This is a genomic window from Paenibacillus sp. B01, from assembly GCF_009649995.1.
GTDB classification, from domain to species: Bacteria; Bacillota; Bacilli; order Paenibacillales; family Paenibacillaceae; genus Paenibacillus_O; species Paenibacillus_O pasadenensis.
On sequence record NZ_CP045802.1, the window covers coordinates 396,880 to 419,572 of the forward strand.

At 66.2% G+C, this 22,693-nt stretch carries 20 protein-coding genes and 1 riboswitch; of the genes, 12 read left to right on the plus strand and 8 right to left on the minus strand.

What is annotated here, in order from left to right:
• The first annotated feature begins 130 nt into the window (after nucleotides 1–130).
• From GE073_RS01820 to GE073_RS01830, 3 genes are all read left to right on the plus strand, one after another.
• Entirely contained in the window at nucleotides 131–4,438 is a 4,308-nt protein-coding gene (locus tag GE073_RS01820; RefSeq protein WP_153782622.1) for a glycosyl hydrolase, read from the plus strand.
• Between the two features lie 265 nt (nucleotides 4,439–4,703).
• Nucleotides 4,704–4,937 carry a DUF6953 family protein gene (locus GE073_RS01825; RefSeq protein WP_028599354.1) on the plus strand — a complete coding sequence of 78 codons (234 nt, stop codon included), beginning with the start codon at nucleotides 4,704–4,706 and terminating at the stop codon, nucleotides 4,935–4,937.
• Between the two features lie 203 nt (nucleotides 4,938–5,140).
• A complete protein-coding gene (locus GE073_RS01830; protein ID WP_028599355.1) occupies nucleotides 5,141–5,341 on the plus strand; it encodes a cold-shock protein in 201 nt (66 codons plus the stop codon).
• A gap of 371 nt (nucleotides 5,342–5,712) precedes the next feature.
• On the opposite strand, the gene GE073_RS01835 is transcribed toward GE073_RS01830, so the two are convergent.
• Genes GE073_RS01835 through GE073_RS01845 form a run of 3 tightly spaced genes read right to left on the minus strand, consistent with a single transcriptional unit; the run spans nucleotide 5,713 to nucleotide 9,084 of the window.
• Nucleotides 5,713–6,510 carry an energy-coupling factor transporter transmembrane component T family protein gene (locus tag GE073_RS01835; protein WP_028599356.1) on the minus strand — a complete coding sequence of 266 codons (798 nt, stop codon included), beginning with the start codon at nucleotides 6,508–6,510 and terminating at the stop codon, nucleotides 5,713–5,715.
• Nucleotides 6,507–8,462, minus strand: coding sequence for an ABC transporter ATP-binding protein (locus tag GE073_RS01840; protein ID WP_084137388.1), 1,956 nt, complete (start codon nucleotides 8,460–8,462; stop codon nucleotides 6,507–6,509). Before GE073_RS01840 ends, GE073_RS01835 begins: the two co-directional genes overlap by 4 nt.
• Before the next feature lie 4 nt (nucleotides 8,463–8,466).
• Entirely contained in the window at nucleotides 8,467–9,084 is a 618-nt protein-coding gene (locus tag GE073_RS01845; protein ID WP_028599357.1) for an ECF transporter S component, read from the minus strand.
• Nucleotides 9,085–9,343: 259 nt separating this feature from the next.
• Nucleotides 9,344–9,453, minus strand: a riboswitch (TPP riboswitch).
• A gap of 151 nt (nucleotides 9,454–9,604) precedes the next feature.
• On the opposite strand from GE073_RS01845, the gene GE073_RS01850 reads away from it, so the two are divergent.
• Nucleotides 9,605–10,537: an aldo/keto reductase gene (locus tag GE073_RS01850; protein ID WP_153782623.1), complete on the plus strand. Its 933-nt coding sequence runs from the start codon at nucleotides 9,605–9,607 to the stop codon at nucleotides 10,535–10,537.
• 322 nt (nucleotides 10,538–10,859) lie between these two features.
• Nucleotides 10,860–11,018 (plus strand): hypothetical protein, encoded by a 159-nt coding sequence (locus GE073_RS01855; RefSeq protein WP_153782624.1) that lies wholly within the window; start codon nucleotides 10,860–10,862, stop codon nucleotides 11,016–11,018.
• Here the strand turns inward: GE073_RS01855 and GE073_RS01860 are convergent.
• Entirely contained in the window at nucleotides 11,015–11,419 is a 405-nt protein-coding gene (locus GE073_RS01860; protein WP_153782626.1) for a hypothetical protein, read from the minus strand. The genes GE073_RS01855 and GE073_RS01860 overlap by 4 nt on opposite strands.
• Nucleotides 11,416–11,883, minus strand: a complete 468-nt coding sequence (locus GE073_RS01865; protein ID WP_028599361.1) for a VOC family protein — start codon at nucleotides 11,881–11,883, stop codon at nucleotides 11,416–11,418. Before GE073_RS01865 ends, GE073_RS01860 begins: the two co-directional genes overlap by 4 nt.
• 310 nt (nucleotides 11,884–12,193) lie before the next feature.
• Here GE073_RS01865 and GE073_RS01870 point away from each other — a divergent pair, with 310 nt between their 5' ends.
• The 4 genes from GE073_RS01870 (at nucleotide 12,194) to GE073_RS01885 (ending at nucleotide 16,215) form a co-directional block, all read left to right on the plus strand.
• Nucleotides 12,194–12,847 (plus strand): helix-turn-helix transcriptional regulator, encoded by a 654-nt coding sequence (locus GE073_RS01870; RefSeq protein WP_153782627.1) that lies wholly within the window; start codon nucleotides 12,194–12,196, stop codon nucleotides 12,845–12,847.
• The gene (locus tag GE073_RS01875) at nucleotides 12,837–13,973 is read left to right on the plus strand and encodes an alanine racemase (RefSeq protein WP_228551231.1); all 1,137 of its coding nucleotides are present in this window, start codon (nucleotides 12,837–12,839) and stop codon (nucleotides 13,971–13,973) included. The genes GE073_RS01870 and GE073_RS01875 overlap by 11 nt, the downstream gene beginning before the upstream one ends.
• A 16-nt stretch (nucleotides 13,974–13,989) precedes the next feature.
• Nucleotides 13,990–15,621 (plus strand): N-acyl-D-amino-acid deacylase family protein, encoded by a 1,632-nt coding sequence (locus GE073_RS01880; protein WP_153782630.1) that lies wholly within the window; start codon nucleotides 13,990–13,992, stop codon nucleotides 15,619–15,621.
• A gap of 129 nt (nucleotides 15,622–15,750) precedes the next feature.
• Nucleotides 15,751–16,215: a RidA family protein gene (locus tag GE073_RS01885; RefSeq protein WP_028599365.1), complete on the plus strand. Its 465-nt coding sequence runs from the start codon at nucleotides 15,751–15,753 to the stop codon at nucleotides 16,213–16,215.
• Between the two features lie 300 nt (nucleotides 16,216–16,515).
• On the opposite strand, the gene GE073_RS01890 is transcribed toward GE073_RS01885, so the two are convergent.
• Nucleotides 16,516–16,758, minus strand: coding sequence for a DUF3977 family protein (locus GE073_RS01890; RefSeq protein ID WP_153782631.1), 243 nt, complete (start codon nucleotides 16,756–16,758; stop codon nucleotides 16,516–16,518).
• A gap of 208 nt (nucleotides 16,759–16,966) precedes the next feature.
• Here GE073_RS01890 and GE073_RS01895 point away from each other — a divergent pair, with 208 nt between their 5' ends.
• Entirely contained in the window at nucleotides 16,967–17,713 is a 747-nt protein-coding gene (locus tag GE073_RS01895; RefSeq protein ID WP_153782632.1) for an SDR family NAD(P)-dependent oxidoreductase, read from the plus strand.
• Between the two features lie 588 nt (nucleotides 17,714–18,301).
• On the opposite strand, the gene GE073_RS01900 is transcribed toward GE073_RS01895, so the two are convergent.
• Nucleotides 18,302–18,502 (minus strand): hypothetical protein, encoded by a 201-nt coding sequence (locus GE073_RS01900; RefSeq protein WP_153782633.1) that lies wholly within the window; start codon nucleotides 18,500–18,502, stop codon nucleotides 18,302–18,304.
• A 138-nt stretch (nucleotides 18,503–18,640) separates the two neighbouring features.
• Complete coding sequence (locus GE073_RS01905) at nucleotides 18,641–19,276, minus strand: TetR/AcrR family transcriptional regulator (RefSeq protein ID WP_194843240.1); 636 nt, start codon at nucleotides 19,274–19,276, stop codon at nucleotides 18,641–18,643.
• A gap of 264 nt (nucleotides 19,277–19,540) precedes the next feature.
• Between GE073_RS01905 and GE073_RS25725 the strand changes: the two genes are divergently transcribed.
• The gene (locus tag GE073_RS25725) at nucleotides 19,541–20,953 is read left to right on the plus strand and encodes a BclA C-terminal domain-containing protein (RefSeq protein WP_153782636.1); all 1,413 of its coding nucleotides are present in this window, start codon (nucleotides 19,541–19,543) and stop codon (nucleotides 20,951–20,953) included.
• A gap of 304 nt (nucleotides 20,954–21,257) precedes the next feature.
• Entirely contained in the window at nucleotides 21,258–22,655 is a 1,398-nt protein-coding gene (locus GE073_RS01915) for a BclA C-terminal domain-containing protein (protein WP_153782637.1), read from the plus strand.
• Nucleotides 22,656–22,693: the final 38 nt, after the last annotated feature.

The window sequence follows — 22,693 nt, forward strand, 5'->3', positions numbered from 1 at the left end:
AAACGCGACAATACAATCCCATAAATCGCAAAGAGCGCCCTGTTTCTTCCTGCAGCGGTGCTTTATTCTTTTCTTATATGTAACCGCTTCCAGTCTGTTCTCGGGCGGTGTCAGAATCAGGAGGGATGAGATGAAAAAGAAGACGACTTGGCTTGCCGGAGCGCTTGCCGCTGCCCTGGCCGTCGCGCCTGTCGCCGCTGCCGCCGCAGGCGGACAGGGAGAAAGAGCCGCCGCTGCCGAAGCGGCGGGAGGCTCGCCGTCCGCAGCGGCAACGGCGGCCGGACAAGCCGCAACGGCCCCGTCCGCGGACACGCAGGGACACTGGGCTCGGGAAGCGATCGCCCGCTGGGCGGACGCGGGCATCCTGAGCGGCTACCCGGACGGACAATTCCGGCCGTCCAGGACGATCACCCGGGCCGAGCTCGCGGCGGTCGTCAACCGTTTGTTCGGATTGACGGCAGACGGCTCCGCCGCTGCCTTCAGCGACGTGCCGGCGTCCGCCTGGTACGCCGAGGCGCTTGCCGCTGCGCGTGAGGCCGGGTATTACCAGGGCGACGGCGCGAACAAGGCGCTGCCGGAAACTGCCGTCAGCCGCCAGGACGCGGCGGTGCTGCTGGCGCGCGCCTTCGGGCTGCAGGCGGCGGATGGAGCCGAGACGGCAGGCTTCTCGGACAGCGCGAGCATCCGCGCCTATGCCCGGGACGCGGTCGAGGCGCTGCGGCCGGCGCTCGGCGGCTATCCGGACGGCACGTTCCGTCCTGCCGGGCCGCTGACGCGGGCCGAGGCGGCTCAGCTGCTCGACCGTCTGGTCGCGGCCTATGAGGGCAAGCCGGGCACGGAGCGCGCCGCCGATGCGGACGGCCATGCCATCGTGAACGCGGACGGCGTGAAGCTGAAGGATATGGCCATCGACGGCAACCTGTACCTCGCGCCGGGCATCGGGGACGGCGACGCCAGCCTCGAGCGCGTGCAGGTGGCGGGCACGACCCGGATCGCGGGCGGCGGCGAGCATTCCATCCGCGTGACGGACTCGGCGCTGGGCGAGACGGTCGTCGAGCGCAAGCAGGGCAAGGTGCGGCTCGTGCTGACGGGCGGCACGGTCCAGCGGCTGTCCGTGCAGGGCTCGGCGCTCATCGAGCTGGCCGGCGACGCGCGCGTGGAGATGCTGGAGCTGAGCGGCCAAGCCGAGCTGACTGTCGGCGGCCAAGCCCGCATCGGCAGGCTCGTCGTGCCGCAGGGCGGAGCGCTGGTGAACGGCCAAGCCGTCTCCGCCGGCGAGTACCGCTGGGCCGACGGAGCGCTAGCGCCGCTCGGCGCCGCTTCGCCTGCGCCGTCGGCGGCGCCGAGCGCGACGCCGGGGCCGACCGCCGCGCCGACCTTCGTGCCGACCGCGACGCCAACGCCGACGCCGGCGCAGACCGCGACGCCAACCCCGACGGCATCGCCGACCGCGACGCCGACGGCATCGCCGCAGACGATCGACTTCGTCGACCGCCAGGCGACGGCGGAGACCCGCTCGCTTTTCAGCTATCTGAACGAAATCCGCGGCACGGGCATCCTGTTCGGCCAGCAGCATGCGACGACCGAGGGCCTCAGCATCACGGAGCGCGACGGCACGCAGTCGGACGCCAAAAACGCCGTCGGCGACTACCCGGCCGTGTTCGGCTGGGACACGCTCAGCCTGGAAGGCCATGAGAAGCCGGGCGTCCAAGGCGATCCGATCCAGAGCCGCGACAATCTCGTTGCCGTCATGAAAAAAGCCTACGAAAGCGGAGGCGTGCTGACGCTGAGCTCGCATATGCCGAACTTCGTCACCGGCGGCGACTTCTACGACCTGCGCGGCAACGTCGTCTCGACGATCCTGCCGGGCGGCAGCAACCATGGCGCCTACAACGAGTTCCTCGACCTCATCGCGGACTTCGCGCTGCATCTGAAGGATGACGGCGGCAAGCCGATTCCGGTCGTCTTCCGTCCGTTCCACGAGCAGAGCGGCAGCTGGTTCTGGTGGGGCGCGGCGTTCACGACCAAGGAGGAGTACAAGGAGATCTACCGCTACACGGTCGAGTACCTGCGCGACCTCAAGGGCGTGCGCAACTTCCTGTACGCCTACTCGCCGGGCGGCGGCTTCGGCACGGACGAGGCGCGCTACCTGGAGACGTATCCGGGCGACGACTACGTCGATCTGCTCGGCTTCGACAGCTACTACAACGGCGAGGGCCAGTCGTGGTTCGACGGCGTGGCCGTCGAGGCGGCGACCGTCTCCCGCGTCGCGGACGCGAAGGGCAAGATCGCGGCGCTGACCGAGTTCGGCTACCAGAAGATGAAGACTTCGGGCAACGCGACGCCGGACTTCTATACCCGCCTGACCGCCGCCCTGCAGTCCGATCCCGATGCGAAGCGGATGGCCTACATGCTCACCTGGGCCAACTTCGGCGACACGTCGACCTACGTCCCGTATCCGCGCGCCGAGGGCGAGCCGAACGAGATGCTGCCGGACTTCATCCGCTTCTACGAGGAGCCGTACACGCTGTTCGCGCGGGAGGTGCGGCAGGCGTACGAGCGTCAGACCGAGGCGGCGGAGGAAAAGCCGTTCGTGCATGTCGCTTCGCCGACCAACCAAGCGTCCGTCCGCACGCCGAGCTTCAAGGTGCGGGTGCGCGTGCAAAACGCCGAGGGAGCCCGCGTCGTCATGACGGCGGACGGCATGACGCAGGAGCAGCCGCTGGTACTCAATCCGGCGACCGGCTTCTATGAGGCGGACTGGCAGCTGGACGGCCGGCTGAACGGCACGGCGGCGGCCGTGACGGTGCGGGCGTATGCCGCGGACGGCGAATTGCTGCAGGAGGAGACCAAGACGGTGGCCGTCAAGATTCCGGAGGCGCCGCTCGGGGAGTACATGTTCGACGAAGGGCTGGAAGGAGCGTCGAGCGGCGGCGGCTGGAAGGCCGACGTCGGCGAGGCGCAGCAGGTGCAGTGGAACGGCGGAGGCGCGCTCAAGCTCGACGTCGGCGGGCTCGATCCGGCTGAGACGTGGCAGGAGATCAAGCTGCAGCTGAACGGAGCCGCGGCCAAGCTCGGCTTGGCCGACATGAGCCAGGTGCGGCGCGTCAAGCTGGACGCGTACATCCCGCTGGATTTTGCGGCGGCGAGCGGCGACGAGGCGAAGATCCAGGCGTTCGGCATGCTGCCGCCCGACTTCGAGGCGAAATACGGCATGGGCACGACGCAGGTCCGCTTGAGCGAGCTGCCGACGGTGACGGTCGGGCAGCAGGTCTACGCGCATTACGCGCCGGAGTTCGACCTGACCGATCTCGCCAAGCTGCAAGCCTCGCAGGAGCTGTTCGTCTCGCTGGCAGGCAGCGGCCTGTCCGGCGCGGGCAGCGTGTACATCGACCGCATCGGGCTGTACAGCACGTTCGTCGACGCTTCGCTCGATCCGGCGTCGGTCGATGACTTCGAGGGCTACATGGGACAGGATGCCGCGCTCCAGACGAAGTTCGTCCATGCCGGCGGCGACAGCGCCTCGGCGGCGCTGGACAGCTCGCGCAAGCATGGCGGCGGCTACGGCCTGAAGTACACGTACACGCTCGGCTCGAGCGGGTACGCGGGCATCACCAAGTCGATGGGCGGCGCCGACTGGTCCGACTACAACGCGCTCCAGTTCTGGTACGAGCCGGACGGCAAGGGGCAGAAGCTCGTCATGCAGATCAACGCCTCCGGCAAGACGTACGAGTACTACCCGGACACGACCGGCACCGAGCCGCAGCTGATCGTCGCTCCGTTCCGCGACTTTCAGCCGGCCAACGGCGCGACCGGCACGCTGACGAGGCTGAACCTGAAGAGCGTGAACGCCTTCTCGATCTATACGAACGCGGTGCCGGACGGCAACCGGCTGACGAGCTCGATGTACTTCGACGACATCCGGGCGCTGAACGATCCGGCTGCCGGCACGGTGCCGAGCGGCGAAGGCGGAGCCGGCCTGCCGAAAGGCGTGCTGCAGGACTTCGAGCAGTCGCTCGGCGGCTGGGCCATCGGCGGCAACGACATCGGCCTCGGCGCGGCGGCGCTCGCTGCCGATGGCGGCGGCCAGGCGCTGGCCGTGACGATCGGCGCCAGTCCGGCCGCCGGCAAAAACGGCGAGATCGCCCGCGTCGGCGCGCTCGATCTGAGCAGCGGCTCCAAGCTGCGGCTGCGGGCCCGCATCGAGGGCGGCAGCGCTTCGGCGCAGCTGTTCCTCAAGCATGGCGGCGGCTGGTCGTGGGCGGCGGCGGGCGGCAAGCCGCTGACGAGCGAGTACCAGTGGTACGAGATCGACCTGGACGGCCCGGACAGCTACGGCAAGCCGATCGACAAGTCGTTCCTGCAGGCGATCGGCCTGCAGGTGTACGACGCGGCCGGCGGCGGCACGGTGTACATCGACGACGTGACGCTGGAGTAGGCGGCGCTTGGTTCCGATGCGAGCAAGCCGCGCCGATTTCGTGTAGGATGGAGGAAAGAAATCGGCGCGCGTCCCGCTGCCCGGCAAAGGCGGAGCGGACAAGCGCGCTGCGGGAGGATGCGGCATGAGCGAGAGCAAGAAGGTTGAAGCAGGCGAGATTGTGGACGAGCAAGCCGCCGGCAGCGGCGGCGCTGCGGCTGAGGTCGAGGAAGGCACGACTGCAGAGGGACAGGGCGAAGGAACGGAAGGCTCCGCTGAGAAAAGCCTGAGCAAGGAAGCCGAGATCGCGCAGTGGATGGTCGAGACGATCCGCGACAGGGGGATGCTGCGCCAGGAGGAAGCGATCGAGCATGTGCGCGGCGTCTACGGCGAGGCGTACGTGTTCGTCAACGAGGCGGGCAACGTCTCGCTGGAGAAGGAGGTCAAGAAGGCGTTCCGCAAGCTCCATCGCGGGCGGATCGCCTGGGACCGGGACGGCTTTTTCTGGGCTTGGACGTAGAGGAAGGAACAGGGCGGCCGAAGTCAGAAAATTTTCCCTTTTTGCTGGAAGTCCGGTTGCAATTGCTTTCATGGATATGCTACCATAACCGTAATAACCACTCGGCTGAATCTTCATATTGGTTGCGTTATTGCTTAATAACCCTGAATATGTTGCATCTCAGATACAAAGGTTAGATCTCAGTACGGCAGGAGGTGTAACACATGCAAAGAGGTACAGTAAAATGGTTCAACGCTGAGAAAGGCTACGGCTTTATCGAAGTTGAAGGCGGTAGCGACGTATTCGTACACTACTCCGCCATCACGGGCGAAGGCTTCAAGACGCTGGACGAAGGCCAAGCGGTCGAGTTCAACGTTGTTGACGGAAGCCGCGGACCGCAAGCCGAAAACGTCGTGAAGCTGTAAGCTTCCGATTCGGCAAGCGCCAAAAAGGCTGCCTGCTCATCCTCGAGATGAGCGGGCAGCCTTTTTTTGCGTTGGGCGGGTGCAGAGTTTCGTAGTGCCGCTTACCGTGAAGGAAGGCGATTCTAAAATCGAGTCAGCGGGCGGGTGAAGTGAGGTAGGCGGAGGGAACGATGTTGACGGGAGTTGCGCGGAAAAACCGAGCAACTCTGCTCGGGCGGTCGCCCTGACGCCGGAGTTGCGCGGAAAAACCGAGCAACTCTGCTCAAGCAGGCGCCCTGAGGCCGGAATTGCGCGGAAAAACCGAGCAACTCTGCTCGAGCAGACGCCCTGACGCCGGAGTTGCGCGGAAAAACTCCGCTCGAGCGTCCCTGTCAGACAACGCTCTTGACCGGCAGCAGCGGCCAATGCTGGCCAAGCTGCCAGGCGAGCAGCGTCGAGGCGAGCACATAGAGCGCATAGCCGGCGTCGGCGGCGGACAGGCGATAGCGGTAATAGAAGGTGCGCGCGCCCGCGCCGCTGGCGAAGCGCTTGGCCCCCATCGCCGCTGCCGTCCGATGGGCGCGCCGGATGCACTGCGCCAGCAGCGGAATCGCGTACATGCGCAGCCGCTCGTACAAGCCGCGCAGGCCGCGCGGCCTGCGGCCGCCGCGGATCTGCAGCGCCTGACGCAGCGTGACGAACTCCTCCGCGAGTAGCGGCAGCATGTTGAACGCCGCGAGGAAGCTGTAGGCGTAGCGCGCCGGCAGCTGCAGCTGCTGCATGAGCGAGTAGAACAGCGCGACCGGCCGCGTCGTCAGCGCGAACGCGAGGCCGACGGCCGCCACCTGCAGCGAGCGGAAGCCGAGATGCAGGCCGCGGTAGAAGCTTTCCTCGGTGATGCGGATCAGGCCGTACTGGAACCAGACGGTCTCGCCGCTGCCGAACATCATCATGCCGGACGCGGAGCTGACGAACAGCAGCAGGAACGGCGAGGCGTACAGCAGCAGCCGCAGCGGCGGATGCCCGGAGAACAGCGCCAGCGGCAGCAGCGCGGCGACGGCGAGCAGCAGCATGACGTTCGGGTCATGCGTCAGCAGCACGAGCAGGAACAGCAGCGCCGACACCGCCAGCTTATGCGTCGGATTGACACGGTGCAGCCACGTTTCGCGGTACGGAAAGGAAAGGTTCATCGGGTCGGCGCTCCTTTCGGCAAGACGGAACGGGCCAAGGCCGCCTCGGGAGAGCCTGTCGGCGAGGCTTCTGCAGCGGGATCCGCTCCGTAATCCGGTTCGTAATCCGGTTTGTGATCCGATGCGGGGGCCGCTCCGCGGCCCGGTCGACGACTCGCTCCGTCATCGGGCGGCGAGGAGGGAGCAGGCCGCGCCGGAGCGGGAAGCTCCCGCACGACGCCCTGCTCCACCTGCCAGCGGCGGGTGGCGAAGCGGCGGACAAGCTCGTCGTCATGCGTCACCATGAGGATGGCGCAGCCGCTGCGGCGCAGCTCCTCGAGCTGCTCCATCATCGAAACGGTGCCGGCGGCGTCGAGGCCGAACGTCGGCTCGTCGAGCAGCAGCAGCCGCTGGCCGCAAGCCATCGCGGAGGCGACGCTCAGCCGGCGCTTCTGCCCCATCGACAGCTGGTACGGATGGCGCCGCTCCAGCCCGGCGAGCGCGAACCGCTCCAGCAGCGTCCGGACCCGGCCGTCCCGCTCGGGCGGTGACAGCCGCTCCGGCATCGAGAACGCCAGCTCCTCGGCGACGCTGTCCGTGACGAGCTGGAACTCGGGGTTCTGAAAGCAGTACGCCGCCAGCTCCGCCGCCTGCCGGGGCTTGCGCAGCCGGGCCTCCGGCGCGCCCAAAAGGCGCATCCGCCCTTCGCTGCGGACGAGCCGCATGATGGCGAGCAGCAGCGTGCTTTTGCCGGCGCCGTTGGCTCCGGTGACGGCGATCCAGTCGCCGGCGCAGACGGACAGCCGGTCGGCGCGCACCTTGACCTCGCGGCCCCGCATCCCGGCGAAGCCGTCCAGCTCCAGCAGCGGGGCGGGAAGCGGCGGCGTGCCTGCAGCGGGTGCAGCCGCGGCAGAAGCGTCCGCGCCTGGCGCTGCCGCTGCCGCTGCGAGAAGCGTCCCGCCGCCGGCCGGAACGGGCGCATGCGGCAAGACATGAGTCTCGTCGGCCGCATCGAGCGGAGCCGCCGCTCCCGCATGCGCTCCGCCGTCCGTGGAGCCGAAGCGGCCTGCCTTTGCCGCTGCCTCATCGTCCCAGAAGCCCGGGTACCAGACGCCGTAGCGACGCAGCTGCGCGCGGCAGTCGCGAAAGATCTCCTCCGGCGGGCCGTCCGCCTCCAGCCGTCCGTCCGGCGAGAACAGCAGGATGCGGTCCATATCCCCGGCGATGAGGTCGATCTTGTGCTCGACGATGAGCACGGTCCGGCCGTCCCAGATGCGGCGCAGCGCGTCCCATACCTGAGCTGTGCCTTCCGGGTCGAGCAGCGCGGTCGGCTCGTCGAGCAGCAGCGCGTCAGGATCGACGGCCAGCATCGAGGCGACGGCGAGCCGCTGCTTCATGCCTTGGGACAGCTCCGAGACGGCCGTGTGCGGGTCGGGCAGCTCTAGCCCGGCCTGCTCGAGGCAGGCCGCGATCCGCTCCGGCATCTGTTCGCGGGGGACGGCTTGGTTCTCCAGCGCAAAAGCGATCTCTTCGTCCGCATAAGGCATGCAGAACTGCGCTTCGGGATCCTGGAACACGTAGCCGGGCCGCTCCGGCACGACGAGCCGCTCCGCCTTCAGCGGAATCGGGATCGCTGACGGCACGAGGCCGCCGAGCACCTGCAGCAGCGTCGACTTGCCGCAGCCGCTCGGTCCGAGCAGCAGCACCTTCTCTCCGCGCCGGATCGTCACGTCGAGGTCGCGGAACAGCAGCGGCGCTTCTTCGCCGGGGTACTTGAGCCGCAGGCCGATCGCCTCGGCCGCGACCGGCACGGCCGCAGCGCCGCTCCGGGCAGGCGCTCCGGCGGCTTCCGTCCGCAGCGAGCCGGCAGCCGCGCGCTCCGCGTCCTGACTGGCCGCTTTTCCCGACTCCTCCGCGTTCCCCGACTCCGCCTCGTTACCCGGCGCTGCCGCGCCCCGGTTGAGGCCGCTCATCCGCTCAGCCATCCAGCGCGTCGTAGTCCTTGGCCGAAGCCGGACGCAGCAGGCTCGTCACGCCGGTGCGCTCCAGCGCGCGGGCGAGCGCCCAGGCGAACAGCCCGGCGATGACGACGCTGCCGAGCAGCCGCATGGAGACGAACAGCGCGTAGTTCCAGAACGCGAGCTGGTCGATGTAGCCGTAGTAGCGGTCGATGAAGATCGAGGCGACGGCGGCGCCGACGGAGGCGAGCACGGCGACGATCGGACCGGCCTTGCGGTACAGGAACAGCGCGAAGAACAGCTCGGCGCCGAGGCCCTGGAACAGGCCGTACCAGAGCGTCGAGATGCCCCACGATCCGCCGAGGAACGCCTCGATCGCGGCGGCGGCGACTTCCGCGAGGATGGCGACGCCGGGCTTGCGGATGAGCAGGAACGCGAACGTGCCGGCCATGAACCACATGCCGTAGCTGAGCTGCTCGGCGTGCAGGCCGAGCGGCTTGAGGACGTCGTACATCGGCCCCCAGATCTTGTAGACGAGGCCGAAGACGACCGAGACGACGATCGTGACGAGGATGTCGGCGAGGGTGAGGCGATTGCCGGCGCGCGTCGCGCGGCCGGAGGCTGGTGCGGTGGACATGGGATCAGCTTCCTTTCGGATGGGGAATCGGTCTCTCACAGCGGCATGATCCCGGAGCGGCTGCTGTCGGCGAATGCGAAAAAAAGCCCGCCGGACAGCCGGCGGGCAGATGGAATCGGACAGGCGCGCCTCGCGTCCCCCTATGGCGGCGGAACGCAGGACTCGGCCGGCCTGCGCGCGGCAGGCCGGACAGGAAAGGCTCCGCCCGCCCGGACGGAGCGGCGGACGGAAGTCCCTAAGCGGACAGGGCCTTTCCCAAGTTGGCGCGATGCATTCTCTCTACGCTGGCATTACCCAGATCAGATCAATGGTCAGCGGCATGCGGCCGCAGTCTCAGCCCGACTTCATCGAGCCCCCATGCATGCTATGAAAGTGCTCTTACTATACCTTGGAAAATCCGGTTCGGCAATAGGGAGTGCCGGCGGGCGGCAGGACGGGCATTGCGGACGGAGTTGAGGGCGTCGGCGGTTGCATCCGTTTTCAAAGGCGGGTAAGCTGGAAGAAAAGGAGGGATTGGCCAATGAAATATCGTCGCTTGGGCAAAACGGAGCTGAACGTGTCGGTCGTCGGCATCGGCACCTGGCAATTCGGCGGGGAGTGGGGCATGGACTTCTCGCAGGACGAGGCGGACGCGATTCTCGACAAGGGCGCGGAGCTCGGCATCAACCTCATCGACACGGCGGAATGCTACGGAGACCATCTGTCGGAGCAGCTCATCGGAGGGTACCTCAGCCGCCGCAGGCGCGAGGACTGGATCGTCGCCACGAAGTTCGGCCATCATTTCCACGAGCGGTTCAAGCGGACCGACGTGTACGACGCGGAGGATGTCGTGCGGCAGCTGGACGCCTCGCTCAAAGCGCTGCGCACCGATTACGTGGACCTGTACCAGTTCCACTCGGGTCCGGACGCGGCGTTCGACAACGACGACCTGTGGACGGCGCTGGACAAGCAGGTGCAGGCCGGCAAGATCCGCCATCTGGGCACCTCCATCGGCAGCAACGACAACCTCCACCAGACCGAGGCCTCGACGCGGGTCGGCTCGCAGGCGATCCAGGTCGTCTACAACCGGCTCGACCGCAAGCCGGAGGAGCGCGTCTTCCCGGCCTGCGAGGCGCAGGATCTGGGCGTGCTGGCGCGGGTGCCGCTGGCGAGCGGCTTCCTGAGCGGCAAGTACAAGCCGGGCACGGAGTTCGGCGCGACCGACGTGCGCCACCGCCAGGATGCGGAGCAGGTGCGCCGCCGCCTCGAGGAAGTGGAGCGCATCGCCGCGGATGAAGTGCCGGCGGGCGTCGACATGGCGGCATGGGCGCTCGCCTGGTGCCTGCGCCATCCGGCGGTGACGTCGGTCATTCCCGGCTGCAAAAATCCGCAGCAGGTGCAGAGCAACGCCGATGCCGTCGCGCTGGTGACGGAGCCGCATCCGCAGGATGTCCCGGCTCCGGCGCGGGCGTAAGGCGGGGCACGGCAGCGTGCGGACGCAGGGGCGGGCGAGGCGCGGAGCGAGCGTAGGCGGCGCGGCGAGCGTAGGCGGCGTGGCCCGCGCGTAAGCGCCGGCGAGGCGCAGGCGAGCGTCAAGCCTGCCAGGGCCGCCGATGCCCAAGGCCGGCGGCTCGCGAAGGGCAGGTTCAGCCCCCTTTAGAATCGTCAGCGCGTCGACAAGGAGCCTTCATCCACACCGTGGATGAAGGCTCCTTTCGTTTTCGAGGTTGGATCGCGCGGGCAAGCAGGGAAGAAGGCTGGAGCAACGCGAGTAGAGGCTGCAGCCGGAAAAAGTCGTGCTGCAGGCCGCGCGGACGCGCCAGCCGGAGCTGCAGCCGGAAAAAGTCGTGCTGCAGGCTGCGCGGATGCGCCAGCCGGAGCTGCAGCCGGAAAAAGTCGGGCTGCCGGCCGCCCGGATGCGCCAGCCGGAGCTGCAGCCGGAAAAAATCCGCTAGCGGGCCCGCTCTTTGCCCAGTACGGTCTTGCCGTCCTGCGACAAGTACACGGTCAGCGTGCCCGCATCGCCCGGCCCTATGACGCGGAAGCGGACCGCATGCACGGTCCGGCCTTCATGCTCCGCGCCGATCCGCTGCGCCAGCTCCGGGCCTGCCGTCATTGCCAAGACGGCGGAATCCTTCGGGCTGGCCGGCAGCAGCCGGCTCTCCTCCGGCGTCAGGCCGGCATATGCGGCCAGCACCGCCCTCTTCCGCGCCGAGGCGGCTTCGTCCGGAGCGGCCTTGCCGATGGCCGCCCAGCCGTCTCCGGAGGCGGGCGGCCCGATCAGCAGCCAGGCTGCGGCGGCGGATCCGGCGGCAAAGATCAGAAGCGGCAGCAGCCAGGCGGCCGCCCGCTTCAAGCTGTCCCTCCGTTGCCCGGCGGCCAGTCGGCGGCCGGGATTTTGCCCGCGTGCTCCCGCCAGTCCGCCGGCACCTCCACGGAGCACATGAGCTCGAGGCTGTTGCCGTCGGGGTCGTCGAAGTAGATGGACGCGTTGGCCTGATGAGGCCTTACGAACGGGGCGGCGTCCGGCTGCCGCCCGAACGGCGCCGGCTCGATTCCCCGCGCCTTCAGCCAGGCCGCGCTGCGCAGCAGCCCTTCCCAATCGACGCGGAACGCCGCATGCCGGATGGCCGGATGATAGGGCAGCGCCGCCAGCTCCGGAGCGAGCCACAGGCCGATCCAGCTCTTGCCCTCCTCGATCCAGAAAAAGACGGTGTCCTCGTCCTCCCAAGCCTGGCGAAGGCCGAGACCCGCGTAAAACGCCCGGCTTCGCTCCAGATTCGATACGGGCAGATGGGCTTCGTACAGCCCTTCGATCAAGCTCTTCTGCGGCCCGTCCGTCTTCGTCGTTTTTTTCTGCATGCCGACTCTCCTCTTTCCCGTCGCAAGCTTTGTCTGTGTGTCCGCAAGTCTACGGCTCTCATTCTTGAACGCGGCAAGGTGCGGAAAAGTTGTCCCCTCCTGCCGGCCTGCGATCGCTTTTCCTCTCCGTCCATGACGAAACGTCAGGAATCAGAAAAAAAGTTTGCCGATTCGGCCTGTGCGGGTGTAGGATAGAACCAATCGAAATGAATGAAAGCCGCATTCGGATGACGGAATTCGTCAATTTGAAGCGAAAGGAGCCAAGCCGATGCAAACCGTATCCGCCATGCTGCCGATGCTGACGGAGCTGGCGCAAGGCATCGCGGCGCAGTTCGGCGAGCGCTGCGAGGTCGTCATCCACGACTGGTCGCGGCCGTACGACAGCACGATCGTGTTCATCGCCAACGGGCAGGTGACCGGCCGCAAGGTCGGCGATCCCGGCACGAACCTCGGCCTCGAGGTGATGCGCGGCACGTCCGAGGGCGGCCACCGGCAAAACTACGTCACGCGCACGAAGGACGGGCGGCTGCTGCGCTCCACCTCGATTTACCTCAAGGACGACGAGGGCCAGGGCATCGGCGCGCTCTGCATCAACCTGGACATCTCCGAGCTGATGGCCGCGGAGAAAGCGCTTCAAGGGCTGATCGGCCTGCAGGAGCTGCCGCCGGTCCGGGAGTCGTTCGTGAGCAACGTGAGCGACCTGCTCGACTCGCTCATCCAGGAGGCGGAGGACGCCGTCGGCTGCCCGCCGGCGCTCATGGGGCGCGAGGACCGAATCCGGTTCATCGCGCTGCTCGACCGCAAGGGCGCGTTTCTGATCAAGAAGGCGGGCGAGAAGGTATGCGCCTACCTCGGCATCTCGAAGTACACGCTGTACAGCGATCTGGAGGAAGCGAAGGGGAGCGATGGAGATGGAGCGTAACGAAGCAGCGGTTGGAGCGGGGGAAAGGCTCGCGGACGGCATCGACACGCCCTGCGTCGTCATCCGCAGCGAGGCGGTCGACGCCAACATCGCGGCGATGGCCGCGGAGGCGGCGCGGCGCGGCGTGCAGCTGCGGCCGCATGTCAAGACGCACAAGCTGCCGGAGCTGGCGCATCGGCAGGTCGCCGCAGGCGCCTGCGGCATCACCGCCGCCAAGCTGTCGGAGGCGGAGGCGATGGCGGACGGCGGGATCGGCGACATCTTCGTCGCCTATCCCGTCGTCGGCGCCGTCAAGGCGCGGCGCGCCGCCGAGCTGGCGCGGCGCGTCCGGCTGCTCGTCGGCGTGGACAGCCTCGCCGGCGCGCGGCAGCTGTCGGCGGCCGCCGAGGCCGCCGGGCTGGCGCTGGAGGTCCGCCTCGAGATCGAGAGCGGCCTGCAGCGCACGGGCGTGCCGCCCGAGGCGGCGCTTGCGCTCGCGCGGGAGATCGCGGCGATGCCGGGGCTGTCGCTGACCGGCATCTTCACCTACCGCGGCGCGATGCTCGGCGGAGCGCCGACGCTCGACCTGCGGGCGGCCGGCCACGAGGAAGGCCGCCTCATGGCCGGCGTCGCCGAGACGCTGCGCCGGGGCGGCATCGCGATCCGCGATGTGAGCGTCGGGTCGACGCCGACGGCGATCTACGCCGCCGAGATCGACGGCGTCACGGAGATCCGGCCCGGCACGTACGTGTTTCAGGATCGGATGCAGACGGCGTTCGGCGTCTGCCGGCCGGAGGACTGCGCCGCCGAGGTGTGGGCGACCGTCGTCAGCCGTCCCGCCCCGGACCGCATCGTCATCGACGGCGGCAGCAAGACGTTCGCCACCGACGTGCAGCCGGATAAGCCGCCGCTTCATCTGCAGGGCTTCGGCCGCGTCATCGGACTGCCGCATGCGGTGTTCGAGCGCATGAACGAGGAGCACGGCGTCATCCGCATCTCGCCGGACGACACCTGCGAGCCCGGCGACATGCTGCGCATCGTGCCGAACCATATCTGCAGCACCGTCAACCTGCACGGCAGCGTGTACGTGAGCGGCAAGTCCGGCCTGCGCCGGGTGCCGGTCGCCGCGCGCGGCTGCATTCAATGAGGGAGATGACCAACCCATGCTGGATCTAGTGCTCAAAAACGGCCGCATCGTCGACGGCAGCGGCAATCCGTGGTACCGGGGCGACGTCGGCGTCAAGGACGGACGCATCGCCGCCGTCGGCCGCATCGACGAGGAGGCGGCCGCGACGGTCGACGTCCGAGGCCAGGTCATCGCGCCGGGCTTCATCGACGGCCATTGCCACTCCGACCTGATGATCCTCGACCACCCGCTCAGCGAGATCAAGCTCAGCCAGGGCGTCACCGCCGAGGTCGTCGGCAACTGCGGCCTCGCGCCGGCGCCGGTGTTTCCGGACCGCGAGGAGCTGCTGCGCAGCTACATCTCGCCGGTCATCGGCAGCACGAAGCAGGACTGGCAGTGGAATACCGTCGGGGAATACATGGACTACGTCGGCCGCTCCGCTCCTGCCGAGCATATGGCGACCTATGTCGCGCATGGCGCGCTGCGCATCGCCGTCATGGGCTTCGACAACCGTCCGGCGACGCCGGCGGAGCTGCAGCGCATGAAGGAGCTGCTCGAGGAAGGACTGCGAGCCGGCGCGATCGGCCTGTCGATCGGCCTCCTCTACTCGCCCGGCAGCTACACGTCCAAGGAGGAGCTGGCCGAGCTGTGCTCGGTGCTGCCGCGCTACGACGGCCTGCTCAGCACGCATATCCGCGGCGAGGGCAACAACCTGCTGCCGTCCGTGCGGGAGGTCATCTGGATCGCCGAGCAGGCGGGCATCCCGCTGCATGTGAGCCATCTCAAGGCCGCCGGCAAAGCCAACTGGGGCAAGGCGCTCGAGGCGATGGAGCTCGTCGAGGACGCCCGCGCCCGCGGCATGGACGTGACCGTCGACGTCTATCCGTACAACGCCGGCTCCACGTCGCTCACGACGATCCTGCCGCCGTGGGTGCTGGAGGGCGGCATCCCGGGGGCGCTCGAGGCGTTCCGCGACCCGGCGCTGCGCCGCCGCATCCGCGAGGAGCTCGGCCGCGAGCAGGACGACTGGGACAACCTCGTCTGCTCGACCGGCTGGCAGAGCGTCTTCGTCGCCTCCGCGAGCGGAGCGAACGCCGGGCTCGAGGGCAAGCACATCGCCGAGATCGCCGAGGCGCGCGGCGTCCACCCGGCCGACTGCATGATGGACCTGCTGCTGGAGGAGGACGGCCAGGTGCCGATCGTCTACTTCCACATGTCGGACGACGACGTGCGCCAGGTCATCGGCTACAGCCGCTCGCTCATCGCCTCCGACAGCCTCACCTGCGAGACCGGCATGCCGCATCCGCGCCTCTACGGCACGTTCCCGCGCGTGTTCGCAAAATATGTGCGAGAGGAGCGCGTGCTGACGCTCGAGGACGCCGTGCGCAAGCTGACGAGCTTCCCGGTGCAGCGGTTCCGCCTCGGCAAGCGCGGCCTGATCGTGCCGGACTACGCGGCCGACCTCGTCGTCTTCGACCCGGATACGATCCGCGACACGGCCACCTACTCCGAACCGAAGCAGCAGCCGGAAGGCATCTCGACCGTCGTCGTCGCCGGCCGCATCGCCATGCAGGACGGCGCGCATACCGGCGCGCGCGGCGGCGGCTTCCTGCGCGCCTCGTCTTGCGCTTGCGGCCACGGGCACGCGCATGGCGGCGCCGGCCGCTGAGGCCGAGGCCGGCCGATGCGGCATCGCCTCTGGGCCAAGTCGGCTCGGAGCAAGCGGCTCCAGGCTGTCGCCGGCGGATTTGCCGGGATTTCGCCGGCCCCCATTTCCCAAGAAGAGAGGAACGAACTCATGTCCATCATCGAAAAACGTCTCGCCGAGCTCGGCATCACGCTGCCGGAGCTGCCGGCCCCGAAATTCTCCTACATCCCGGTCAACCGGACGGGCAATCTGATCTACACGTCCGGCTTTGACTGCCGCATCGACGGCGTGCTCCTGTACGAAGGCAAGGTCGGCTCCGACCTGACGATCGAGCAGGGCCAGGAAGCGGCCCGCCAGGTCGTTGTCAACCTGCTCGCCGCCATGAAGGCGTACCTCGGCGATCTCGACCGCGTCGTCAAGATCGTCAAGCTGCTCGGCTTCGTCAACAGCGCGCCGGGCTTCGGCGACCAGCCGTACGTCATGAACGCGGCGTCCGATCTGCTGATCGAGGTGTTCGGCGAAAACGGCCGCCATGCCCGCTCTGCCATCGGCACGAGCGATCTGCCGTTCCACACGCCGGTCGAGATCGAGCTGATCGCGGAAATCCGCGACTAGCCCGAATCGGATGGTTTTTGCGATCTAACGATACCGACGAGCGCTATTCAGCCTTTTTGGCGGGGGAAAAGCTCATCTTGGAGCTATAAGCCCGCTCCGTATCGTTACGTTTTTTGCGAGCCTCTTTTGGCGTAAATAGCGTCTGTGAGTATCGTTGGAGCTGCGGGCGGCCTGGTTCGTCCTGTCCTGCAGGCAGCCGCATTTTGCGGCTGCTTTTTTATTTGGACGCGTTGTTCCAACAGGGATTCTCTGGCCGCGGCAGCTGGATAATCCCTGTCTTTCGTTTGCGCAGCCGCGCCTCTACTCCATGAAGCCGCACAGGCCGAGCACCAGCTTGAAGCGCTTCTGCCGCTTGCGGCCCGACTTCCAGCCGTCCCGCGTATCCAGAATGTACACGCGGCGCCCGATCCACAGACGGACATACAGCGACCGGATCCGAATCGGTCCGACCGCGCCGCGCCGCTCCTCCTCCGTGCCGTCGGCGTGCTCGATTTCCGTCCGCAGCCACCACCGGTTGCCGATGCCGGCTTCGATGTATTTCATCTCCGTTCCTCCTCCAGTTGTTTCCTCTGAAAACTTAATATACATTATGTACATAACTTCACATAATGGACGACATGACGTATACTTAAGCGGAAGAGATTAAAGCGTTTGCAGGACTTGGGGGCAAGCTGAAGGCGCTGCGGTTCGCCGCAGGCCGATGCCTCGCTTCGCGCGGCGCTTAAACCAGATCGAAAGGGGAATGACAACGATGGGACGTCTGACAGGCAAGACGGCGATCATTACGGGAGCGGCTACGGGCATGGGAGCGGAGGAGGCGCGTCTGTTCGCGCGCGAGGGAGCGCAGGTCGTGCTGACCGATGTGAACCTGGATGCGATGAATCAAGTCGCGGAGGAGATCAAGGCGGCAGGCGGCGAGGCGTTGGCGCTCCGGCATAATGTCGCTTCCGAAGAGGAGTGGACGAAGGTCGTCGAGGAGACGGTCGCCCGCTTCGGCAAAGTCGACATCCTCGTCAACAACGCCGGCATCTCGGCGCGCACGACGATCGGCAACCTGGACCTGGCGGAGTGGCAGCGCGTGCTGGACATCAACCTGACCGGCTGCGTCGTCGGCATGAAGGCGGTCATTCCGGAAATGCAAAAGGCCGGCGCCGGCTCGATCATCAACATCTCCTCGATCGGGGGCATCGTCGGCATGGCCGGCTCGAGCGCCTATACAGCGGCCAAGGGCGGCCTGCGCACGCTCACGAAAGCGGCTGCCGTCGAATACGCCAAGCAGAGCATCCGGGTCAACTCCGTCCATCCCGGCATCATCGTCACGCCGATGACCGAGCCGTCGATGAAGGACGCCATGCCGTATTACCAGACGTTCACCCAGCTGCCGTACTTCGGCAAGCCGGAGGATGTCGCGTACGGCGTGCTGTTCCTCGCTTCGGACGAGTCCCGCTTCATGACCGGCTCCGAGCTCGTCATCGACGGGGGCTGGACGGCTCTGTAAGCTTTTGACGGGAAAGACGGCCCGAGCCAGACGCGGGGCGCGCCCGCTTCATTCGCCCCGTGCGGGTCTAAAAAGCCGTTTCTTTCCGTGTGGACGGAAAGAAACGGCTTTTTCTGCGCGCAGCGCGGTGCGGACCTGTCCGTCTTGCGAGCGGGAGGCTTGTGACGATCAGTAGCTTCCACAGAGGCCGTTTAACTTGTCGAAGTGCCGTACCTGACCAATACCTTCATCGCCCATTCCGGAGGTTCTTTAATACAACTTAATAGCTGATCCGAGGCGATCTCAGCAATAATAGCGGGTGTATCCGTATTATCAATAAGAATGACTTCGTCCGCTATTCCGAGGGCGGGGCCAAGATTCTGAAGAGATTGCCCATACCTCCACCGAATATCCGTTTCGGAAATCCAATGCCCTCCCTGCTCCACTCTGGATGCCACCCGGTCAATATGCATGTGCACATCCATTAGTCCGATGTAATAGAGAACAATCTGATATCCTTGATCCTTGGACATTTGCGACAATCTGGCTCATCAGCCGGCTCAAGGTGCTTTTCCCCGCTCCGTTCCGGCAAAGACCGTCATGACAGGTTTACGGCTCATGCAGTACCCGTTCGACTCGGTTGCCCGATTCGTCAATCATGATTTCAAACTTCTTCCCGTCCGCGGACTCGCGGATTCTTTTCTTTTCTCTAATATAATAAATGGATGCCCCAGCTCGTTTGGCTTCCGTCCTCGCTTGATCGGCAGCCCGGTCCAGGATGGCTTGCAGTTCTTCTCTTCTCTGAAGCATCAGCAAAGTCTCCTTTTCATCCTGTAATCTGCTCATTCATTACATGCCAAATAACCGTTTAACTTCCATCTCTGCTTTTTCTCGTTCCTTCTCGCTTCTGAGCGGCAAATGACCTGTCCACCGTGCGAGCCGGCCGATTTAACCGCTCGTCTTTTCGCGCCCGGAGCCTGCCCAGGCAGGAAGCTCCCGATACGGACCGAAGATCGACAGGTCCATGAGCTGCGCGGCGATCTCCTTTTCGGCATAGGGCATCTGCTGCTCGATCCACCAGATGATGACCTCGACATAGGCGGCTTCGGTATACTTGAGCGTCACGTCGCGGCGGGCGGTCAGCAGCCGGTCGTCCGGCTGGGCGAAGGCAAGTCCCTCGGCCACGAACTGGCGGACGACTTCCAGCATGCCCGCGGCAAGCTCGGGCACGCGCCTGCGGACGAGCAGCGCGTGATAGACGTCGTAGCGCTCCGCCAGGTGCCGGAACAGCCGTACGAAGCTCGGATGAGGCTCGCCGCTCGCATAGTCGTAGTCCGGCGGCTGGCCGCCCGGATCGAACACGGCGACGCGCAGCTCCTCCAGCAGCTCCGCGATGTAGTCGGCGAGCAGCGCCTGCTTGTCCTCGTAATGAAGGTAGAAGGTGGCCCGCTTGACCGTCGCCCGGTCGGCCAGCTCCTGCACGGAGAAGCCGTCCAGGCCGCGCTCCTCGGTCAGCTGCACGAGCGCTTCCCGCAGCAGCCGGCGCGTCCGCTGCACGCGGGGATCGACTTTGGCTGGTTTCATCGTTTCGGCCTCCTCTTCGCTGTCCATCTCCTTGTTCCGCTAGTATAGCCGCCAGAAAAGAAAAGAGGAAGCTCCAACCTGCCTGGAAGCGCCAGAAGGGCTCCAAGGCGGGAAAACGGCTCAGGAAGCCTTTGCGGATGCCTGCAGCGCGCGGCTCCCGAAGCGCAAAGTTCTTATTGATTAATCCTCCCTTTTTTCTTATAGTAAGTTCCGAAAATCTTTCTATTTTATAGCAAAAAATCTTTCATCAGGAGGTAAGGTGAAATGAAAAAAGCAAGCGTATTCCTGGCAGCCATGCTGCTGGCTTCCGCGCTCGGCGGAACGGCGTTCGCCGCGAATGAGGCGAAGAGCGGCACGACGCTCAAGACATCGGTGGAAGTATCCGGCTCGAAAACGACGACCGATGCGATCATCGCGGACGGCGTGCTGTACGTGCCGATCCGCTCCGTGGCGGCCGCGACCGGCTACAAGACGGAGTGGGACAGCGCGAAGAAGGAGGTGCGGCTGTACACGCTGGCGAGCGGCCAGACGGCGAAAGCGGTGAACCGGATCGCGTCCGCCCAGCAGGTGGAGCTCAAGCGGCTGGATATCGCTTTTTACCTCGACGACAAGCTGACCGCTCTCGTCGGTGCGGACGGCAAAGCCATGCAGCCGCTGTTCCAGCAGGACACGCTGTTCCTGCCGATGCGGGCGCTGGCCGATGCGCTCGGCCTGACGGCGTCCTGGAACGCCAAGGAGAAGAAGCTGACGCTCGGAAAAGCCGGCGACGCGTCCGGCTCGACCGTTGTCGTTCCTGTCAAAGGGGACAAGGGCGACAAGGGAGACAAAGGGGACAAAGGGGACAAGGGCGATAAAGGCGACACCGGCTCGCCCGGCCCTGCAGGAGCGCCTGGCGCGACCGGCGCTCAAGGCGACAAAGGTGAAAAAGGCGACGCCGGCGCGCAAGGTCCGGCGGGTCCGAAAGGCGACAAAGGGGACAAAGGCGACAAAGGCGACACCGGTCCGGCGGGTCCGCAGGGCGAAAAAGGCGACAAGGGCGACACCGGAGCGCAAGGCCCGGCGGGTCCGGCAGGAGCTAAAGGCGACAAGGGCGACACGGGCGCAACGGGTCCGGCGGGCCCGAAAGGCGACAAGGGCGACACCGGCCCGCAAGGTCCGGTAGGCCCGGCAGGAGCCGTCGGTCCCGAAGGAATCCCTGGTCCGCAAGGTCCGCAAGGCCTGCAAGGTCCAAAAGGCGATCCGGGACCGGCAGGAACGGGATCGCTGCCCGCCATGTCGGCGTACACTTCGAACGGCGTGGTTTCGACTCTGCTGCAAGGCACGAGCATTCCCTTGCCGACATTTGTCGCCTCGGACAGCGCATTTTCCAGGAGCGGCGACCACACCCGCTTCACCGTCCTTCAGTCCGGCTGGTATTACTTGAGCTACAGCATCCGCAGCACGTCGGCCGCGCCGGCGAGCTCGCGCATTGTGGTCAACGACGTGGAGAAAACAGAGCTGTCGAACGACAACCTGGGCTTGAGCCAGTCCCGCTGGCAGGCGGCCGGACTCATTCATCTGCAAGCGGGCGACGTGGTATCGCTGCAGCTGTACGACTATATGGGAAGCGTTCAACTGGATGGCGGACAAGGAGCGTCCCTGTCCCTGATCCGGATCGCCCTCGACAGCACGATCTGACCGGATGCGGCTCGGGCCGCGTCCAGCCGGCGTCATTGCAGAAGGCTTCTTTTCAGCCGGAGACGAGCCCTTTCTCCGGCTTGTCTTCGTGGACCGCCGCTTCCTTCGGCCGGGAGAACGCGAGTCCCTCGCGACGTACGGGCGGGCGATCTCCAGCATGCCCGCTGCACGCGGAGATCGGCTTTGGGCGGTTCCTTCGTTCCGTTCGCTTTAGGATGGATCTATCCGTTTTCATTCCCGTAATGACGATACTCTCACTGTGCATTTTTATAGAAGGATACTTTTTATCAGGAGGTAAGGTGAAATGAAAAAAGCAAGCGCATTCCTGGCAGCCATGCTGCTGGCTTCCGCGCTCGGCGGAACGGCGTTCGCCGCGAACGAGGCGAAGAGCGGCACGACGCTCAAGACATCGGTGGAAGTATCCGGCTCGAAAACGACGACCGATGCGATCATCGCGGACGGCGTGCTGTACGTGCCGATCCGCTCCGTGGCGGCCGCGACCGGCTACAAGACGGAGTGGGACAGCGCGAAGAAGGAGGTGCGGCTGGATACGCTGGCGAGCGGCCAGACGGCGAAAGCGGTGGACCGGATCGCGCCCGCCCAGCAGCTGGAGCTCAAGCGGCTGGACATCGCATTTTACCTCGACGGCAAGCTGACCGCTCTCGTCGATGCGGACGGCAAAGCCGTGCAGCCGCTGTTCCAGCAGGACACGCTGTTCCTGCCGATGCGGGCGCTGGCCGATGCGCTCGGCCTGACGGCGTCCTGGAACGCCAAGGAGAAGAAGCTGACGCTCGGAAAAGCCGGCGACGCGTCCGGCTCGACCGCTGTCGTTCCTGTCAAAGGGGACAAGGGCGACACCGGCGCTCAAGGGTCGAAGGGCGACAAAGGGGACGCCGGCGCGCAAGGCCCGGCAGGGCCGGCAGGAGCCAAAGGCGACCAGGGCGATAAGGGCGACAAAGGCGACAAAGGCGACAAAGGCGATAAGGGCGATAAGGGCGACGCCGGCGCTGCGGGATCGAGCGGCGCGACCGGCGCTCAAGGGTCGAAGGGCGACAAAGGCGACGCCGGCGCGCAAGGCCCGGCAGGTCCGGCAGGAGCCAAAGGGGACAAGGGCGACACCGGCGCGCAAGGACCAGCGGGTCCGGCAGGCCCGAAAGGCGACCAGGGCGACATCGGCGCGACAGGTCCCGCGGGAGCCACAGGTCCACAGGGAGCTGCAGGCCCGCAGGGAGCTATGGGACCGGTAGGCCCGCAGGGCGCGCAAGGCGATCCGGGGCCGGCCGGAACGGGCTACCTGCCGAGCATGTCGGCGTACAATACGATTCCCGAAGACAGGATTATACTCGATTCGAATGGAAACAACATTCGCTTCACTCAGCTCACCTCAACGCCCAACAGCTCCATTGCTGCGGATATATCGAGCGGCCGATTCACCATCGACAGCAGCGGCTATTACTATCTGTCTTACAGCATTCGCAGCAATCAGACGAGAGCCGCCAATTCTCGAATCCTTGTCAACCAATTGGAAATACCGGAATTCTCGAACCTGAACCAGTCGAGCCAGAGCCGCTGGCAAGCATCCGGGCTCATCCGGCTGAATGCCGGAGATGTCGTTTCCCTGCAGCTGTTCGGCTCCATCGCGGGCTCGGTCGATCTGGATGGCGGCCAGGGAGCTTCGCTTACGCTTATCCGGGTTTTCTAAGGCCCGAGATAGACGTCCACGGCTGCCGTTCTTGCGGC

Coding starts and splice junctions, on each gene's coding strand:
- GE073_RS01820 (WP_153782622.1), top strand. CDS start 131: ATGAAAAAGAAGACGACTTGGCTTGCCGGAGCGCTTGCCGCTGCCCTG.
- GE073_RS01830 (WP_028599355.1), top strand. CDS start 5,141: ATGCAAAGAGGTACAGTAAAATGGTTCAACGCTGAGAAAGGCTACGGC.
- GE073_RS01835 (WP_028599356.1), bottom strand. CDS start 6,510: ATGAACCTTTCCTTTCCGTACCGCGAAACGTGGCTGCACCGTGTCAAT.
- GE073_RS01840 (WP_084137388.1), bottom strand. CDS start 8,462: ATGAGCGGCCTCAACCGGGGCGCGGCAGCGCCGGGTAACGAGGCGGAG.
- GE073_RS01845 (WP_028599357.1), bottom strand. CDS start 9,084: ATGTCCACCGCACCAGCCTCCGGCCGCGCGACGCGCGCCGGCAATCGC.
- GE073_RS01850 (WP_153782623.1), top strand. CDS start 9,605: ATGAAATATCGTCGCTTGGGCAAAACGGAGCTGAACGTGTCGGTCGTC.
- GE073_RS01870 (WP_153782627.1), top strand. CDS start 12,194: ATGCAAACCGTATCCGCCATGCTGCCGATGCTGACGGAGCTGGCGCAA.
- GE073_RS01875 (WP_228551231.1), top strand. CDS start 12,837: ATGGAGCGTAACGAAGCAGCGGTTGGAGCGGGGGAAAGGCTCGCGGAC.
- GE073_RS01880 (WP_153782630.1), top strand. CDS start 13,990: ATGCTGGATCTAGTGCTCAAAAACGGCCGCATCGTCGACGGCAGCGGC.
- GE073_RS01885 (WP_028599365.1), top strand. CDS start 15,751: ATGTCCATCATCGAAAAACGTCTCGCCGAGCTCGGCATCACGCTGCCG.
- GE073_RS01890 (WP_153782631.1), bottom strand. CDS start 16,758: ATGAAATACATCGAAGCCGGCATCGGCAACCGGTGGTGGCTGCGGACG.
- GE073_RS01895 (WP_153782632.1), top strand. CDS start 16,967: ATGGGACGTCTGACAGGCAAGACGGCGATCATTACGGGAGCGGCTACG.
- GE073_RS01900 (WP_153782633.1), bottom strand. CDS start 18,502: ATGCTTCAGAGAAGAGAAGAACTGCAAGCCATCCTGGACCGGGCTGCC.
- GE073_RS01905 (WP_194843240.1), bottom strand. CDS start 19,276: ATGAAACCAGCCAAAGTCGATCCCCGCGTGCAGCGGACGCGCCGGCTG.
- GE073_RS25725 (WP_153782636.1), top strand. CDS start 19,541: ATGAAAAAAGCAAGCGTATTCCTGGCAGCCATGCTGCTGGCTTCCGCG.
- GE073_RS01915 (WP_153782637.1), top strand. CDS start 21,258: ATGAAAAAAGCAAGCGCATTCCTGGCAGCCATGCTGCTGGCTTCCGCG.